15 protein-coding genes are annotated in these 15,344 nt (G+C 70.9%); 10 read left to right on the top strand and 5 right to left on the bottom strand.

What is annotated here, in order from left to right; all coding sequences use genetic code 11:
* Positions 1–25 precede the first annotated feature (25 nt).
* Positions 26–1,033 carry an ornithine carbamoyltransferase gene (gene argF / locus INTCA_RS02145; RefSeq protein WP_013491290.1) on the top strand — a complete coding sequence of 336 codons (1,008 nt, stop codon included), beginning with the start codon at positions 26–28 and terminating at the stop codon, positions 1,031–1,033.
* 189 nt (positions 1,034–1,222) lie between these two features.
* On the opposite strand, the gene INTCA_RS19750 is transcribed toward argF, so the two are convergent.
* Positions 1,223–3,700: a discoidin domain-containing protein gene (locus tag INTCA_RS19750; protein WP_013491289.1), complete on the bottom strand. Its 2,478-nt coding sequence runs from the start codon at positions 3,698–3,700 to the stop codon at positions 1,223–1,225.
* Positions 3,701–3,862: 162 nt separating this feature from the next.
* Positions 3,863–5,212: a 6-phospho-beta-glucosidase gene (locus INTCA_RS02135; RefSeq protein WP_013491288.1), complete on the bottom strand. Its 1,350-nt coding sequence runs from the start codon at positions 5,210–5,212 to the stop codon at positions 3,863–3,865.
* 159 nt (positions 5,213–5,371) lie between these two features.
* Between INTCA_RS02135 and INTCA_RS02130 the strand changes: the two genes are divergently transcribed.
* Genes INTCA_RS02130 through INTCA_RS02115 form a run of 4 tightly spaced genes read left to right on the top strand, consistent with a single transcriptional unit; the run spans position 5,372 to position 9,664 of the window.
* The gene (locus INTCA_RS02130) at positions 5,372–6,574 is read left to right on the top strand and encodes a carbohydrate kinase family protein (RefSeq protein WP_013491287.1); all 1,203 of its coding nucleotides are present in this window, start codon (positions 5,372–5,374) and stop codon (positions 6,572–6,574) included.
* Between the two features lie 20 nt (positions 6,575–6,594).
* Positions 6,595–7,956, top strand: a complete 1,362-nt coding sequence (locus INTCA_RS02125; protein WP_041308234.1) for an extracellular solute-binding protein — start codon at positions 6,595–6,597, stop codon at positions 7,954–7,956.
* Positions 7,953–8,861, top strand: a complete 909-nt coding sequence (locus INTCA_RS02120; RefSeq protein ID WP_013491285.1) for a carbohydrate ABC transporter permease — start codon at positions 7,953–7,955, stop codon at positions 8,859–8,861. The genes INTCA_RS02125 and INTCA_RS02120 overlap by 4 nt, the downstream gene beginning before the upstream one ends.
* Positions 8,861–9,664, top strand: a complete 804-nt coding sequence (locus INTCA_RS02115; protein WP_013491284.1) for a carbohydrate ABC transporter permease — start codon at positions 8,861–8,863, stop codon at positions 9,662–9,664. The genes INTCA_RS02120 and INTCA_RS02115 overlap by 1 nt, the downstream gene beginning before the upstream one ends.
* A 19-nt stretch (positions 9,665–9,683) precedes the next feature.
* On the opposite strand, the gene INTCA_RS02110 is transcribed toward INTCA_RS02115, so the two are convergent.
* Both INTCA_RS02110 and INTCA_RS02105 read right to left on the bottom strand, forming a co-directional pair.
* A complete protein-coding gene (locus tag INTCA_RS02110) occupies positions 9,684–10,220 on the bottom strand; it encodes a LytR C-terminal domain-containing protein (RefSeq protein ID WP_013491283.1) in 537 nt (178 codons plus the stop codon).
* Between the two features lie 63 nt (positions 10,221–10,283).
* Complete coding sequence (locus INTCA_RS02105; RefSeq protein ID WP_041307157.1) at positions 10,284–10,580, bottom strand: type II toxin-antitoxin system VapB family antitoxin; 297 nt, start codon at positions 10,578–10,580, stop codon at positions 10,284–10,286.
* A 54-nt stretch (positions 10,581–10,634) separates the two neighbouring features.
* Here INTCA_RS02105 and INTCA_RS02100 point away from each other — a divergent pair, with 54 nt between their 5' ends.
* Positions 10,635–12,191: a helicase HerA-like domain-containing protein gene (locus tag INTCA_RS02100; RefSeq protein WP_013491281.1), complete on the top strand. Its 1,557-nt coding sequence runs from the start codon at positions 10,635–10,637 to the stop codon at positions 12,189–12,191.
* 6 nt (positions 12,192–12,197) lie between these two features.
* Positions 12,198–13,049, top strand: coding sequence for a CoA transferase (locus tag INTCA_RS02095; protein ID WP_013491280.1), 852 nt, complete (start codon positions 12,198–12,200; stop codon positions 13,047–13,049).
* A 113-nt stretch (positions 13,050–13,162) separates the two neighbouring features.
* Here INTCA_RS02095 and INTCA_RS02090 read toward each other — a convergent pair whose 3' ends face one another.
* Positions 13,163–13,531, bottom strand: a complete 369-nt coding sequence (locus INTCA_RS02090; protein WP_013491279.1) for a DUF5655 domain-containing protein — start codon at positions 13,529–13,531, stop codon at positions 13,163–13,165.
* Positions 13,532–13,600: 69 nt separating this feature from the next.
* On the opposite strand from INTCA_RS02090, the gene INTCA_RS02085 reads away from it, so the two are divergent.
* Genes INTCA_RS02085 through arsM form a run of 3 tightly spaced genes read left to right on the top strand, consistent with a single transcriptional unit; the run spans position 13,601 to position 15,269 of the window.
* Positions 13,601–14,320: a M23 family metallopeptidase gene (locus tag INTCA_RS02085; protein ID WP_013491278.1), complete on the top strand. Its 720-nt coding sequence runs from the start codon at positions 13,601–13,603 to the stop codon at positions 14,318–14,320.
* Entirely contained in the window at positions 14,317–14,517 is a 201-nt protein-coding gene (locus tag INTCA_RS02080; RefSeq protein ID WP_041307153.1) for a hypothetical protein, read from the top strand. The genes INTCA_RS02085 and INTCA_RS02080 overlap by 4 nt, the downstream gene beginning before the upstream one ends.
* Positions 14,514–15,269, top strand: coding sequence for an arsenite methyltransferase (gene arsM / locus INTCA_RS02075; RefSeq protein WP_013491277.1), 756 nt, complete (start codon positions 14,514–14,516; stop codon positions 15,267–15,269). Before INTCA_RS02080 ends, arsM begins: the two co-directional genes overlap by 4 nt.
* Positions 15,270–15,344: the final 75 nt, after the last annotated feature.

Below are 15,344 nucleotides of genomic sequence, written 5' to 3'. Positions count from 1 at the left end.
GGCCGGGCTCTTGCAACGATGGGGCATGACCGTGGCATCCCTCTTCGGCCGGAACGTCCTCAAGGAGTCCGACCTCACCCCCGACGAGTTCCGCGCCCTGCTCGACCTCGCGGCGGATCTCAAGGCGGCCAAGCGTGAGCGCCGTGAGCAGCGTCGCCTCGCCGGGCTCAACATCGCGCTGCTCTTCGAGAAGACCTCGACCCGCACGCGGTGCGCCTTCGAGGTCGCTGCCGCGGACCAGGGCGCGAGCACGACCTACCTCGATCCGGCCGGCTCGCAGATGGGCCACAAGGAGTCGATCAAGGACACCGCCCGTGTGCTCGGCCGCTACTACGACGGCATCGAGTACCGCGGCGCAGGGCACGACGTCGTCGAGACGCTGGGGGCGTGGGCCGGTGTCCCCGTGTGGAACGGCCTGACGGACGACTGGCACCCGACGCAGTCGCTCTGTGACGCCCTGACGATGCGCGAGCACGCGGCGAAGCCGGATTCCGAGATCGCCTTCGCCTACGTCGGCGACGCCCGCTTCAACATGGGCAACTCGCTCCTCGTGATGGGGGCGATGCTCGGGATGGACGTCCGCATCGCCGCGCCGCGCTCCTTGTGGCCGTCGGAGGCTGTTGTCGCCCAAGCGAAGTCGTATGCCGCTGAGTCCGGTTCCCGGGTCACGCTCACCGAGGACGTGGCTGAGGGGATCGCCGGTGTCGACTTCGTGCACACCGACGTGTGGGTGTCCATGGGGGAGGCGAAGGACGTATGGGCCGAACGGATCCGGCTCCTCACCCCCTACCAGGTCAACGCCGAGCTGCTCCAGCTCACCGGCAACCGAGACGTGCGGTTCATGCACTGCCTGCCCGCGTTCCACGACCTGGAGACGAAGGTCGGCCGGGACGTCCACGCGGAGTTCGGACGCAAGGAGCTGGAGGTGACCGACGACGTCTTCGAGTCCGAGGCGTCGATCGTCTTCGACCAGGCGGAGAACCGGATGCACACCATCAAGGCGCTCCTCGTCGCCACCCTCGCGCGCCCCTGACGACATCGAAAGAGCAGTTCGTCCCCCACCGACATCGAAAAGAGCAGTTCGTCCGCACGTGGCAAGGATGGCTGGGAACTGCGCGCTCGCGCGGACGAACTGCTCTTTCGATGCCCAGCTGAGCCCTGGGGTGCGGACGAACTGCTCTTTCGATGTGGACGAACTGCTCTTTCGATGCGGGACGGTGGCTCAGCTGGTGCGGACGGGGCGGAGCTCGGCGGCCGCGGCGAACTGCAGTCCGTTGACGGCACTGAGCGCCTCGAGCCGCACGTAGCGCGCCGTTTGGGGTGCGAAGCGGACCTCCTCCTCACCCTTCGTCGCGGCGAACGTGCCCGTCGCAACCTGGGTCCACGAGACGTTGTCGTCGCTCACCGAGACGACGTGGTCGGCGATGTCGCCGTTCGTCCCGACGGCGCGCCGCAGGTAGCGCAGCGCGGTGAGGGGCTGCGCCTGGCCGAGGTCCACGGTGATCTGGTGCGGGTACTCGGCCGCGGTGCCGGTCCACTTCGAGTGCCAGATCGTCGCTGGGTTGCCGTCGACGGCGTTGGCGGCGCGACCGTCCTCACCGGCGGTCTCCTCGCTGGAGACCGAGGCGATCGAGAGTCCGGCGGCCGGGACCAGCTCCTCGCCGGTCCGCAGGTCGTCGGAGACCTCGACGCTGTGGATCGTGCCGACGAAGCCCCAGCGGCTGTTCGGCGCAGCGGGGCCGCCGTTGACGGAGAAGTGACCGCGGTTCATGCCGAGGGTGAGGTTCGGCTTGCCGCTCGGGTTGAGGGTGTGCGGGCGGGTCAGGGCCGTGACGTCGGCGAAGAACCCCTGACCGTCGACCTGGGCGATGACGGCATCGTCGAGGATCAGCGAGGTGACCCCGGCGTTGCTCGCCGCGATGAGCTCGTGAACCTTGCCGTCGGCGACGTCGACACTGCTCTGCAGCCGGATCGGGTAGGTGCTCGTCGCGGTGCGCACCTCGACGTAGGGCCGCCCACCGTTGAGCGAGACGATGACGTCACGGACGGCGCTGATGGGGTCGGCCAGGGACAGGAGCGTGCCCACGGCGGGGCGGGCCGTCGTGCTGAAGCGCACGGTCACGGCGCCGCCGGTGAGGTCCTTCACCGCGTCGACCCGGTCGGTGAGGTCCGTGATCGTCGCTCCGTCGTAGCTGCGCTCGGTCGAGTCGCTGAGGACGACGTTGCCGCCCTTGACCACGATGCTCCCGCCGCTCTGGGAGGAACCCTTGTCGCTGAGGAACCGGGCGGTGTACGGGTAGGCGTTGGTCACCGCTCCCTCGGGCATCCGGACCGGGATCCGCACCGTCGCCGTGGCCCCGCGGCTCAGCTTCGCGACCGGGACCTCGGGCGCGGTGAAGCCCGACGGCAGGTCGAGGGCCACCCTGCCTCCGTCGATGGCACCGGTCTCCTGGCTCGTCACCTTCACCTCGACCTCGGCGGTTCCGCCCGGGGAGCCCGCCGTGACCGTGCGGCTCGTGAGCGGCGCGCAGACGCCGTCGAGCCAGTCGCCACCGAACCGCGCGAAGCTGATGTGCTGGTAGCCACCCCGCTCGTAGAGCAGGCCGAACTGCTGGTCTCCCAAGGGCGTGAGGGTGGAGTACTCGGCGGCGCCCGGCTCGACGACCTTGCGGATCGGCCAGGTCTCCCCGTTGTCGCACGACTGTCGGATCGTCAGGTTGCGGCGGCCGCTCTGCGTCGCCGTGTTGCTGAAGAGGAGCTTGGCGGCGTCCGGTGAGCTCGGGGCCGCGTCCGCGTCGTAGCGGATGATCGACCCGTTGTTCTGCGGGTCGACCAGCTCGTCGTCGGCGTGCAGCCCCGACCACGTCTCGCCGCCGTCGCTCGAGTAGGCGACCTTGCGGTATCCGCCGGGCGCCCGAGAGTTGAGCATGAGCCGCCCGTCCGAGAGCTCGACCACCTTGTTCTCGTCCATGCCGGGGCCGAGCAGGTCCCCGAAGCGCCACGTCTCGCCGTGGTCGTCACTGATGAGGCTGGCCGCCCAGTTGCCGCCCTGGTACCGGATGGCGTACTGCTGGACGAGTCGCCCCTGGTGCGGGCCGCGCCGGATCTGGATGCCCTCGCCGGAGGCGGCGAAGAGGCCGCCCCACTGCGGGTCCTTGACCTCGCTCGTGAGCCGCCGGTGCTGCCACGTCAGGCCGTCGTCGTCGGACCAGCTGACGTCGGCGTGGAGCACATTGGGGTCGGCGTCGTCGGTGCCGGTCGTGGACCCGAAGTAGCCCTGGTTGACGGAGGCGGCGTGGAACAGCCAGATCCGGCCCGTCACCCGGTCGGTGACGAGGCTGGGGTCACCGAAGCCCGGCTTGCCGGCCTCGTAGCGAACCACCTGCCGGTCCTCCCACGTCGAGCCGTCGTCGGTGCTGCGACGAACGACGAGCGCGATGTTGTTCGGGACGTCTCCATAGCTGGGGCGGCCGTCATAAGCCGCCACGAGCGTCCCGTCGGTCGTCTTCGTCAGCGCGGGAATGCGGTAGACGGGGTAGCCGTCGCCGGTGTGGTCGAGGTCGGTGCGGGTGATGCCAGTTTGGTCCGCGGCGGTGGCGGCGGCTGCCCCGGCCATCGCCACGGGGACGCTCAAGGGGACGGTCAGGGGGATGGACACGGTGAGGGCGAGGCCCGCGAGGGCCGCGCGTCGGGTGTGCATCAGGTAACTCCTCCTCGTTGAAGAATTCGGGCAATACGGTCATCCGACATACGATGTCCGATGACACTAGTGCCCCATCTCACACCCGGCAAGAGCAGGACCGCGCGTTGATTCGCGACCGAGCCCAGCGGCATACGGCCGCCGACCTGGAGGGCTCGGGACTCAGCGGAAGAGCCGGCCCACCTCGGGGACCCTGGCCCGGTACCCGGCGAGCAGCTCGCGCGCCACGGTGACCGAGTCCACGAGCGGGTGCAGCGCGAACGCCTTGACCGCCACGGCGGCGTCACCCGTGACCGCCGCCTCGATGACGAGCCGGTCGACGGCCTTGACCTGCTGCACCAGCCCGAGCTGGTGGCCTTCGAGGGCCGCCGCCCGGTGGGGGGCGGGCCCGTTGTGGTCGACACGGCACGGGACCTCGACCACGGCGTCCGCGGGGAGCCCCGGCACCGTGGAGCCGTTGCGCACGTTGAGGATCAGCTCCGCCGGCTCGTCGCGGGCGATCGCCGCCATCAGGGCGAGCGCCACCCCCTCGTAGCCACCGCCCTGCGCGTCCTCCTCGTCGCGCTCCTCCCCCTCGGCGCGCGCCTCGCGCATGTACGTCGCGTTGCGGTCGAGACGGACGCGCTCCCACTCGGCGAAGGGGGCACCGACCGGGTCGGTGGGCGACCGACGGACCCGGGCGTAGAAGGCGGCCTGCTGGGCGACGAGGTACTCACCGCGGGTCTGCTCTGCGGCGAGTGCCTGCGCCACGGCCTCTCGCGTGAAGTAGTAGTAGTAGAGGTACTCGTTGGGGATCGCCCCGAGCGAGCGGAGCCACTCCGTGCCGAAGAGCCGCCCCTCCTCCATCCTGGCCAGGCGGGCCTCGTCGCCGAGCAGCTCGGGGAGACGGTCCTCTCCCCCCACCGTCACGGCACGGAGCCAGCCGAGGTGGTTGAGCCCGACATAGTCGAGACGCGCCTCGGACCCCTCCAGCCCGAGGAGACGAACCGCCTTGCGCGCCATGGCGATCGGGCTGTCGCAGATGCCGACCACCCGGTGGCCGAGCACGGCCGACATCGCCTCCGTGACCAGGCCGGCCGGGTTGGTGAAGTTGATGACCCAGGCCTGTGGCGCCACGGCGGCGACGCGGTGGGCGACGTGCAGGGCCACCGGGACGGTGCGCAGCCCGTAGGAGATGCCACCGGGGCCCACCGTCTCCTGGCCGAGCAGACCGAGCTCGAGCGCGACCCGCTCGTCCGCCGTGCGCCCAGCCAGGCCCCCCGTGCGGACGGCGAAGAAGACGAAGTCGGCCCCCTCGAGAGCCGCGTCGAGGTCGGTGCCGGTCCGCACGCGCGGCGGGTGGTCCACGGCCCCGGCCATCGAGTGCAGGACCGCCGTGATCGTGTCGAGGCGATCCTCGTCGACGTCGTGCAACCAGACCTCGGTGATGCGGCGCTCGCTCCGGTCGCCGAGGAGCGCCCCGTACACGAGGGGCGTGCGGAACCCGCCGCCGCCGAGGATCGCCAGCTTCACGCCTCGGTCACCTCCGGGCCGCCGTGGCGGAGCCGCTCGTGTCGCACCTGCTCAACGTAGCAACCACCGGCAGGGAGCGCCCCTGGAGGGCGCCCCGGTGGCGGCCAGGTGCGTGGATCTGGTTGCCCCGCTCCCGCAGACGCTGCAAGGATCGCGAGCATGGACGTGAGGACGGGAGGTTCGCGCACGTCCGACCACGTCCCGCCGCGGCCGCCCCGAGACCGGCCCCACGCCGCGCGCCGGGCTGGGCAGCCCGGCGACACCGACCTCGACGTCTTCATGTCGGGCACGGTCTTCCTCGACATCGTCTTCACGGGACTCGAGCACCGCCCCGCAGGCGGCGAGGAGGTCTGGTCGACGGGTATGGGGTCCGCGCCGGGCGGCATCGCGAACCTCGCCGTCGCGGCGAGCCGGCTCGGGCTCCGCACCGGCCTCGCCGCCGCGTTCGGGGACGATGCCTACGGCGACTTCTGCTGGTCCACCCTGGCCGAGCAGGAGGGCGTGGACCTGTCCCGGTCCCGGCGCTTCCCCCGCTGGCACACCCCGGTCACCGTCTCGATGGCCGATGCGACCGACCGGGGCATGGTGACGCACGGCCACCCTCCACCGGTCGACCTCGGCGAGATGATCGGCGAGCCACCGCGCTCCGCTGCCGCCATCGTCGACCTCGGGCCCGGCGGCGGAGCGTCCGGTCCCGCTGGCACCGCCACCTGGGTCGAGCGGGCCCACCGCCAGGGGACGTTGGTGTTCGCCGACCTCGGCTTCGACCCCACGGGGGCCTGGGACCGCGGCGTGCTCGACCGGCTGCTGCACTGCCATGCGTTCATGCCCAACGCGGTCGAGGCAATGGCCTACACGCGGACCACGACGCCCCAGGAGGCGCTCTACGCCATCGCGGACCTCGTGCCCCTCGCCATCGTGACGAACGGCGCGCAGGGGGCTCTCGCCCTCGACGCCGGGACTGGTGAGGAGGTGGCCGTCCCGGCCCTGCGCACCCATGCGCTCGACCCGACCGGAGCGGGTGACGTCTTCGGCGCCGCGCTCGTCGTCGGCACCCTGGGCGGCTGGCCGCTCCTCGAGCGCATCTCGTTCGCCAGCCTGTGCGCCGCGCTCGCCGTGCAGCACTTCGGCGGGTCCCTCGCCGCGCCCGGCTGGGGCGACATCGCCGACTGGTGGCGAGACCTGCGTGCTGTCGCCGGGGCCACCGCCTACGAGCAGTCGCTGCTGCGCCGCTTCGCCTTCCTCGACGACGTCATCCCGATCGGGCCGATCGCGACCACGCGACGGGCCGAGGCGACGCTGGCCCACCTCAGCGACCTCCCCGGCCCACCCGCGGGCACACCACCAGGAGCTTCGCTGTGAACGACAACCAAGGAGTCACCATGAGTCGCAGGGTTCTTCGGACCATCGCCCTCGCGGGCCTGACCGGTGCGCTGGGCCTGACCGCGTGCACGCCCGGTTCCGGCGGCACCGCCGGCCCGAGCGAGCCGGCACCGAACGCGTCCGTGACGACGGACGCCACGTCGCTCGGGGAGGTCACGCTCACCGTGTGGGACCAGGAGGTCCGCGGCGGCCAGGAGAAGCAGATGTCGACGCTGGTCTCCCAGTTCCAGCAGAAGTACCCCAACATCAAGGTCGACCGGGTCTCGCGGTCCTTCGACGACCTCACCAAGACCCTCCGCCTCGCCCTGAGCGGCAAGGACGCCCCCGACGTCGTCCAGGCGAACAACACGCGTTCCCAGATGGGCGCGTTCGTCACGGCCGGGGAGCTGGTCAACCTCGACCCCTGGGCCAAGGCGTACGGCTGGGACCAGCGCTACCCCGCCTCCGTGCGAGCGGTGTCGTCGTACTCCCCGGACGGCAAGACGTTCGGCTCCGGAAGCCTCTTCGGACTCCCCCAGGTCGGTGAGGTCGTGGGGATCTACTACAGCCGCAGCAAGCTCGAGTCCCTCGGGCTCCAGCCGCCCACGACGTGGGCGGAGCTCGACGCGGCCCTGGCCGCCGCCAAGGACAAGGGCGAGGTCCCGCTCGTGCTCGGGAACCTCGAGAAGTGGCCGGCCGGTCACGTGTTCGGGGTCGTCCAGGGCCGTTATGTCCCAGCCGACCAGATCCGGGCCCTCGGCTTCGGCCAGCCGGGCGGCGACTGGACCTCGCCCGAGAACGTCAAGGCCGCACAGACGTTGGTCGACTGGGTCGACCGGGGCTACTTCAACTCCGGTTTCAACGGCCAGGACTACGACCCCGCCTGGCAGTCCTTCACCAAGGGCGAGGGCGTCTTCCTCATCGCCGGCTCGTGGCTGCAGGCCGACCTGTCAGCCGCGATGAAGGACGATGTCGGCTTCATGCTTCCCCCGCCCTCCGAGGCAGGCGGCACCGCCGTCACCACCGGAGGCACCGGGCTGCCCTTCGCCATCACGGACAAGGCCGTGAACAAGGACGCGGCCGCGGCCTACATCAACTTCATCACCAGCCCGGAGGCGATGAAGGTGCTCGCCGAGAACGGCAACCTGCCCGTCGTCGAGACCTCACAGCAGGCCGCACCGGACGCGCTCGGCAAGGACGTCTTCGCGGCGTTCGACGCGGTCTCCCGCGCGGACGGGCTCGTCCCCTACCTCGACTGGGCGACCCCCACCATGGGTGACACGCTCGGGGCTACGCTCCAGGACCTGCTCGCCAAGAAGCTGAGTCCCGCTGACGCCCTGGCTCGACTCCAGGAGGACTACTCGGAGTTCACGTCGAAGTGAGCCCGGCCCCGGGTCGCGCGAGGAGGCAGGTCGGTCCGCCGGGCGAGCCGCGGCGGATCGGCTACCTCTTCGTGCTGCCCGCCTTCGCGGTGTACGCGGCCTTCGCCCTGTACCCGCTGCTCAAGGCCGTCTACCTCTCGCTGTGGAACTGGGACGGGCTGACCCTGGCGACCTGGGCCGGCCTCTCCAACTATGCGGACGTGCTCGGCGACGACCGGCTCCGAGGTGCCTTCGGGCACGCCCTCGTCCTCATGGTGTTCTTCGCGGTCCTGCCGCTCCTCGTCGGGCTGGTGCTCGCCGCGGTCCTCCACCGGTCTCAGGTCCGCGGGCTGGGGTTCTTCCGCACCGTCGTCTTCCTTCCCCAAGTCGTGGCGATGGTGGTCATCGCCGTCGCCTGGCGGCGAATCTACGCTCCCGGCGGGTCGCTCAACAGCCTGCTCGGCGCGGTGGGACTCGAGTCATGGACGCGGGGCTGGCTCGGCGACTACACCTTCGCCCTGCCCGCCGTGGGCGTCGTCGGGACGTGGCTCGAGAGCGGGCTCGTCACCGTCCTGCTCCTCGCCGGGATGTCCCGCATCCCCAAGGAGCTCTACGAGGCGGCCCGACTCGACGGGGCCGGCCCGATCCGGGAGTTCCTCGGGGTGACCCTGCCGTCCATCCGCGCCGAGATCGCCGTGGCCCTGACCCTGACCGTCATCGCCGCCCTCAAGACGTTCGACCTCATCTACCTCACGACCGCCGGCGGCCCCGGCCACTCGACGACCGTCCCCTCGTACGAGGTCTACCGGCAGGCGTTCGAGATCGGGCAGGTGGGCCTGGCGAGCACCATCGGCGTGATCCTCACGGTGATCATCTTCGCGATCTCCTTCGTCATCACCCGCATCGGCGACCGGGTGACGGACTGATGCAGGTCTCCCGCCCCGAGCGCCTCGCCAACTACGCGATCCTGATGGCCTTCGCCGTCTTCGCGCTCTACCCGTTGATCGGCATCGTCACCGCTGCCCTGCAGCCTGACACCCAGGCTCCGGGTGGGCTGCCCAACTTCCAGCAGGCGTGGGACATCGGGCGGTTCGGCTCCTACCTCCGGGCCAGCGCCCTCGTGTCGATCTTCGTCGTGGGCGTGAGCACCGTCCTGTCGATCCTCGCCGGCTTCGCCTTCGGCACCATGCGGTTCCGCGGCAGCGAGGCCCTGTTCTACGTCATGCTCGTCGGCATCATGGTGCCCGCCGAGGCGATCGTCGTGCCGCTCTTCTTCGACCTCCGGGCGATCGGCCTGACGGACACCTTCTGGGCGCTCGCCCTCCCGCAGGTCGCCCAGTCCGTCGCGTTCGGGACCTTCTGGTTGCGGGCCTTCTTCCGGTCGAGCAACCGGTCGATCATCGAGGCCGCCCGCCTCGACGGCGCCTCGACGTGGCGGATCCTCTGGCAGGTGCTCGTGCCGCTCGCCCGGCCGGCCCTCGTCACCCTCGTCGTCCTCACCTTCATGTGGACGTGGAACGAGTTCCTCATCCCCCTCGTCATGGTGCCGACCAACGAGTCGCTGCGCACCGCACCGCTCGGCCTCGGGTTCTTCTCGGGCCAGTACACCCAGGGTTTCGCGCTGCTCGCCGCAGGTGCCGTCATCGTCGCCCTGCCCGTGGTCGTGCTCTACCTTTTTCTCCAGAGGCACTTCATCGCCGGGATGCTCGAGGGCGCGGTCCGCGACTGACGGCCAGCCGCCGGTCGGCTCAGCCCGCGACGGTCACGGTGGGACACGGTGGAAGGGTCGGCCCGGTCGCGGTCGGCGTCGGTGCCGGACCGAACCCCTTCCAGGCATTGCCGAGGACGAGGTCGACCGTGTCACCCTTGCGCTTGTCCTTGACGAGCTTGGCGCCCTTGATGTGCTGCGCCAGCAGCCTCGCGGACTCCTCGCCATCAGCGCCGTAACGGATGTTCGCCGACTCCTTGATCGTCTTCTTCAGGGGGTCGTTGGCGACCTTGGCGATCCTGAAACCTCGATCGACGGCGCGTCTCGACGTCGTCAGCGCCAGACCCGAACGGCTCGTGGCGTTGTAGACGTTGATCGTCACGTCGGCAGGGGTCAGGGGGACCTCGGCCACCTCGGTCGTGCACGGTCCCGGCTTCGGAGCCGTGTCGCGGAAGTAGGTCGAGGCGTAGTAGAAGGCACCGGCCAGGCCGAGGAGCAGGACGGCCAGGGTCACGGTGGCGCGCCGCCGCCGGCGCGCCCGGAACTCCAGGGCCTCGGCGTCCTCGACCAGGCTCATGACACTCCTCCCACCGAACTCACCTCACAAGCACGCTCCCCCGACTGGTCGGGAGAGCCCGTGTCAGGAGAGTACGAGGACTCGGGCGTGGAGAACAGGCCTCTGCTGCAGAGCGGCGCGCAGGGCCCGGTGCAGGCCGTCCTCGAGGTAGAGCTGCCCCTCCCACTCGACGCAGTGCGGGAAGAGGTCGCCGAAGAAGGTGGAGTCATCGGCGAGCAGCCCCCGAAGGTCGAGGGTGCTCTTGGTGGTGATGAGCTCACCGAGCTGGACCACGCGGGGCGGGACGTTGGACCAGTCCTTGGCCGTCACGAGGCCGTGGTCGGGATAGGGACGGGTGTCGCCGACGGCCTTGAAAATCACTTCGACACTATAGGCAGGCTTCACGCCGCCCGTCCCGTGGCTAGAGTGCGAGTCGTGACCGACCCAGCCGCTGCAGCGACCCAGCTCGACGAGATCGTCTCCGGATACAGCTTCGAGGGAGGTGTCATCAAGCTCGGCGCGGCGGTGCTCGACGGGGAGGCGCATCCCGACGCCCCGGTCCAGATCCCGCTCAACGTCCTCAACCGGCACGGCCTCGTCGCAGGGGCCACCGGCACCGGCAAGACGAAGACGCTCCAGCTCATGGCCGAGCAGCTCTCCGACGCCGGTGTGCCGGTCTTCCTCGCCGACGTCAAGGGCGACCTGTCCGGGCTGGCCAGCCCGGGCGAGGGCGGGGACAAGATCACCCAGCGGGCAGCCTCGGTCGGCATGCCGTGGGAGGGCCGGGGCTACCCGGCCGAGTTCTACTCGCTCGGCGGCCAGGGCAGCGGGGTCCCGGTGCGGGCCACGATCACCTCGTTCGGCCCGGTCCTGCTGTCCAAGGTGCTCGCGCTCAACGCGACCCAGGAGAGCAGCCTGGGGCTGATCTTCCACTACGCCGACAAGAACGGCCTGGCCCTGCTCGACCTCAAGGACCTCCGGGCGGTCATCACGTACCTCACCTCCGACGAGGGCAAGGCGGACCTCAAGTCGCTCGGCGGGCTGTCCTCCGCGACGGCCGGGGTCATCCTGCGCAACCTCGTCACCTTCGAGGACCAGGGCGCCGACCGCTTCTTCGGCGAGCCGGAGTTCGACACCAGCGACTTCCTCCGGACGACGGCCGAGGGCAAGGGGATCATCTCCTGCCTCGAGCTGCCCCAGCTGCAGGACCGCCCGCAGCTCTTCTCGACCTTCCTCATGTGGCTGCTCGCCGACCTCTTCCACGACCTGCCCGAGGAGGGCGACCTCGACCAGCCGAAGCTCGTCTTCTTCTTCGACGAGGCGCATCTGCTCTTCGACGACGCGAGCAAACCGTTCATGAACGCCATCGAGCAGACGGTCCGCCTCATCCGCTCCAAGGGAGTCGGCGTCTTCTTCGTCACGCAGTCGCCGAAGGACGTCCCGGCGGACGTCCTCGCCCAGCTCGGCAACCGGGTCCAGCACGCGCTGCGCGCCTTCACCCCCGACGACGCCAAGGCCCTCAAGCAGGCCATCGCGACGTATCCGCACACGCAGTACGACATGGCCAAGCTGCTCACATCGCTCGGCATCGGCGAGGCGGTCGTCACCGTCCTGTCCGAGAAGGGGGTCCCGACGCCGGTGGCCTGGACCCGCATGAAGGCGCCGAACTCCCTGATGGACCCGGCCCCGCAGGCCACCGTCGACGAGATCATCGCCCGCTCCTCGCTGACGGCGAAGTACGCCGAGGTCGCGGACCGCGAGTCGGCCTACGAGCTGCTCGCCAAGCGGCTCGAGTCGGCTCCGACGCCGGCGGAGGAGCCCGACCCCGAGCCGACCCGGGCCCAGCCGGCTCGGCCCCCGAAGGAGGAGCCGGGAGTCGTCGAGCAGGTCGTGTCGTCCGGCGTGTTCCGCTCGATGCTCCGCTCGGCGGGGACGGTCATCGGCCGCGAGATCACCCGCAGCATCTTCGGCACCTCGCGTCGGCGGCGCTGAGCCGTCATGCGCGAAGCCACTCCTCCGCTGGACGGGATCGCCGTCGTCAGCATCGCGACCAACGTCCCGGGGCCCGTCGCCGCGGCCCGGCTCACGTCGCTCGGGGCGACGGTGACGAAGGTCGAACCCCCGTCGGGCGACCTCATCACCCGCGTCGCCCCGGGATACTACGCAGAGCTCACCGCGGGCCAGGAGGTCGTCACCCTCGATCTCAAGACGCCGGAGGGCACCATTGCGCTGGAGGCACTCCTCGCCGCCGCGGACGTCTTCATCACCTCGCACCGACCGTCCGCCCTCGCCCGCCTCGGTCTCGACTGGGAGGCGGTCCACGCCCGGCACCCCAGGCTCTGCCACGTCGCGATCGTCGGCGATCCCGGCGCGGGGGCGGAGGTCCCCGGCCATGACCTGACCTACCAGGCCGTCAACGGCCTGATCTTCGCCGACGACGGGACCCCGCGACTGCCCGCCACCCTCATCGCCGACCTCGCCGGCGCGGAGCGGGCGGCGACCGCAGCGGTGACCGCGCTCTTCGCCCGGGAACGGACGGGGACCGCGACCCACCATGAGGTCGCGCTGTCGGCCGCGGCTGAGGCGATGGCCGATCCCTTGCGGCACGGGCTCACCGCACCGGGCGGCCTCCTCGGGGGAGCCCTGCCGGGGTATGCGATCTACGCGGCGCGGGACGGTTTCGTCGCGTGTGCCGCGCTCGAGCCGCACTTCCTCGCCCGGCTCGAGGAGCTGCTCGGGGCTCGCGACCACGAGGGCCTGGCGGCCGCCTTCGGCACCCGGACCGCGGGCGAGTGGGTCGAGTGGGCCCGCGACCACGACGTCCCGCTCGAGGCCCTCCCCCGCGCCTGACCCCGCCCCCCAACCACCGAGCGCGCGCCCGGGAGCGAGCCCAGCGGCATACGGACGATGTCGTATGCCGCTGAGCTGGGTCCGCGCCCACGCATGGGTCGCGACCGGTGGGCTCAGCCCGCCCGTTCGGCGGCCTCGCGCAGCCACCCGGCGACCTCGTCGTCGAGGTCGGCGAGCGCGCGGACCTCGAGGTGGTGGATCCAGTGCTTCGAGGAGGGGTGGACAACCTCCTTGAAGCGGGGTGAGTCCACGTGCCGGCCGAGGGCGATGGACACGACGACCTCCGCGTCGGGGTGGCGGAGGTACTGCCCCGGCAACCACACGGAGGCGAAGCCGTGGCGGACGCGGAGCGCGACCTGGCTCGTGGAGACCCTGACGGCGACCGGCGCCGCGCCGCGGGAGATCTCGAGGACCCGCTCGAAGACAGCGAGCGCGAAGGGGTGCCCCGTGAAGAACTCCTCCGGGGTCCGGCCGGTCTCCATGGCGGCTCCGCATCGGCTCGGCGTGCGTCTGCTCGCAGGCTAGCGGGCGGCTCGGCCTACGGTGGCCACATGGCTGACGGAACCTGTCCACCCCTGACCGCCGGCGAGGCGATCGTCCTCCGGCTGCCCTTCGAGGGCCGGTGGCTGGCCCAGAACAGCCCGGCTCGCAGGGTGCCGAGCCACGGCGTCGATGTCTTCGGCGAGACGTACGCCATCGACTTCGTCGCGGTCGACGAGCGGGGTCGAACCGCGTCGCGGCGGGACTGGCGGACGTGGCTCGCGACGGAACCGCCCGACCGGTTCGTCGGCTTCGGCACACCCCTCCTGGCACCCGCGGACGGCGTCGTCGTCGCGGTCCATGACGGCGAGACCGACCACGTCGCGCGACGGTCCCAGCTGGCGCTCGTGCCCTATGCGCTCACGCAGCGGGCCCGACTGCGGGCCGGGGTCGGCGCCGTCGCCGGCAACCACGTCATCATCGAGCTGCGGGAGCACCGGGCATACCTCGCCATGGTGCACCTCCGGGCGGGCTCGCTCCGAGTGGCCGTGGGAGATCGGGTGACGGAGGGTCAGCACCTCGCCGGCTGCGGCAACTCCGGCAACTCAACCGAACCGCACGTGCATCTGCAGGTGATGGACAGCGCGGACCTGTCCGTGGCCCGGGGCCTGCCGATCGCGTTCCGGGACTTCCGCGAATGGCCCCGCGGGCGAGGTGAGCCCGTCCTCCGAGCGACCGGTCTGCCCGGGGAGAGAGCGGTCGTGGAGCCGCTCATCGGAGCGAACCCGTGACGCTGTTCGTCGTCATCGCCGAGCCGCGGGGGACGAGCACCTACTACTCAGTCAACGCGGCCTGCATGACCGCTCTGCCCGGGGCCGCCGCCGCGATCATGAACGGCCCGGTGGTCACGTGCTGCACCAGCCAGACCAGCAGCGACGCCACGACATCCGTCGCACAGAACCAGGCCCAGAAGAAGGAAGAGCCATGACCGAGAGCCTGCGTGAGACCGTTCGCGCAACGTACGCCGCAGCCGCCAAGGAGGCTTCGGCTTCGAGCGGTGCGTGTTGCGGCACGACGACCTTCGTCGAGCTGAACACCGACGACAGGGGCCGGGTCGTGTTCGGCGCCGCCCTCTATGACACGGAGCAGATCGAGGGAGCGGAGAAGGCGGTCGAGGCCTCGCTCGGCTGCGGGGTCCCGACCGCCGTGGCCGACCTGCACCCCGGAGAGACCGTCCTCGACCTCGGCTCCGGAGCCGGGGGCGACGTCCTCATCTCCGCCAAGCGGGTCGCCCCGGGCGGGAAGGCGATCGGGATCGACATGACGCCCGAGATGCTCGAGCTCGCCCGCGCGAACGCGCGAGAGGCCGGCATCGACAACGCCGAGTTCGTCGAGGGCTACCTCGAGCACATCCCGCTCGACGAGGACTCCGTCGACGTCGTGATCTCCAACTGCGTCATCAACCTCGCCGCCGACAAGGCGGTGGTCCTCGCGGAAGCGGCGCGCGTCCTCCGGCCGGGTGGCCGGTTCGCCGTCTCGGACGTCGTCGCGGACGAGGACATGGACGAGGCGACCCGAAGCGACATGGCGGCGTTCACCGGCTGCATCGCCGGCGCGTTGACCGAGGCGGACTACCGGGCAGCTCTGGCGGGTGCCGGTTTCGAGGACATCGAGATCACGCGCACCCATTCGGTCCACAGGCACGCCTGGGCCGCCATCGTCCGCGCCCGGCGCGGCTGATCCCTGGTCCACCTCGTTGGTGCGTGCCCGTGTGACGCGAGGTGGTCCCCGAAGGGGTCCGGGGACCACCTCCGT

The sequence above is a fragment of the Intrasporangium calvum DSM 43043 genome (assembly GCF_000184685.1).
GTDB lineage: Bacteria > Actinomycetota > Actinomycetes > Actinomycetales > Dermatophilaceae > Intrasporangium > Intrasporangium calvum.
Note: the sequence above shows the minus strand (reverse complement) of the source record. Positions and strands in the feature narration are given on the sequence as shown.

Excerpts from the sequence above, each read along its gene's own strand:
- arsM (WP_013491277.1), top strand. The coding sequence starts at position 14,514 with ATGACCGAGAGCCTGCGTGAGACCGTTCGCGCAACGTACGCCGCAGCC.
- INTCA_RS02125 (WP_041308234.1), top strand. The coding sequence starts at position 6,595 with ATGAGTCGCAGGGTTCTTCGGACCATCGCCCTCGCGGGCCTGACCGGT.
- INTCA_RS02095 (WP_013491280.1), top strand. The coding sequence starts at position 12,198 with ATGCGCGAAGCCACTCCTCCGCTGGACGGGATCGCCGTCGTCAGCATC.
- argF (WP_013491290.1), top strand. The coding sequence starts at position 26 with ATGACCGTGGCATCCCTCTTCGGCCGGAACGTCCTCAAGGAGTCCGAC.
- INTCA_RS02110 (WP_013491283.1), bottom strand. The coding sequence starts at position 10,220 with ATGAGCCTGGTCGAGGACGCCGAGGCCCTGGAGTTCCGGGCGCGCCGG.
- INTCA_RS02115 (WP_013491284.1), top strand. The coding sequence starts at position 8,861 with ATGCAGGTCTCCCGCCCCGAGCGCCTCGCCAACTACGCGATCCTGATG.
- INTCA_RS19750 (WP_013491289.1), bottom strand. The coding sequence starts at position 3,700 with ATGCACACCCGACGCGCGGCCCTCGCGGGCCTCGCCCTCACCGTGTCC.
- INTCA_RS02085 (WP_013491278.1), top strand. The coding sequence starts at position 13,601 with ATGGCTGACGGAACCTGTCCACCCCTGACCGCCGGCGAGGCGATCGTC.
- INTCA_RS02130 (WP_013491287.1), top strand. The coding sequence starts at position 5,372 with ATGGACGTGAGGACGGGAGGTTCGCGCACGTCCGACCACGTCCCGCCG.
- INTCA_RS02090 (WP_013491279.1), bottom strand. The coding sequence starts at position 13,531 with ATGGAGACCGGCCGGACCCCGGAGGAGTTCTTCACGGGGCACCCCTTC.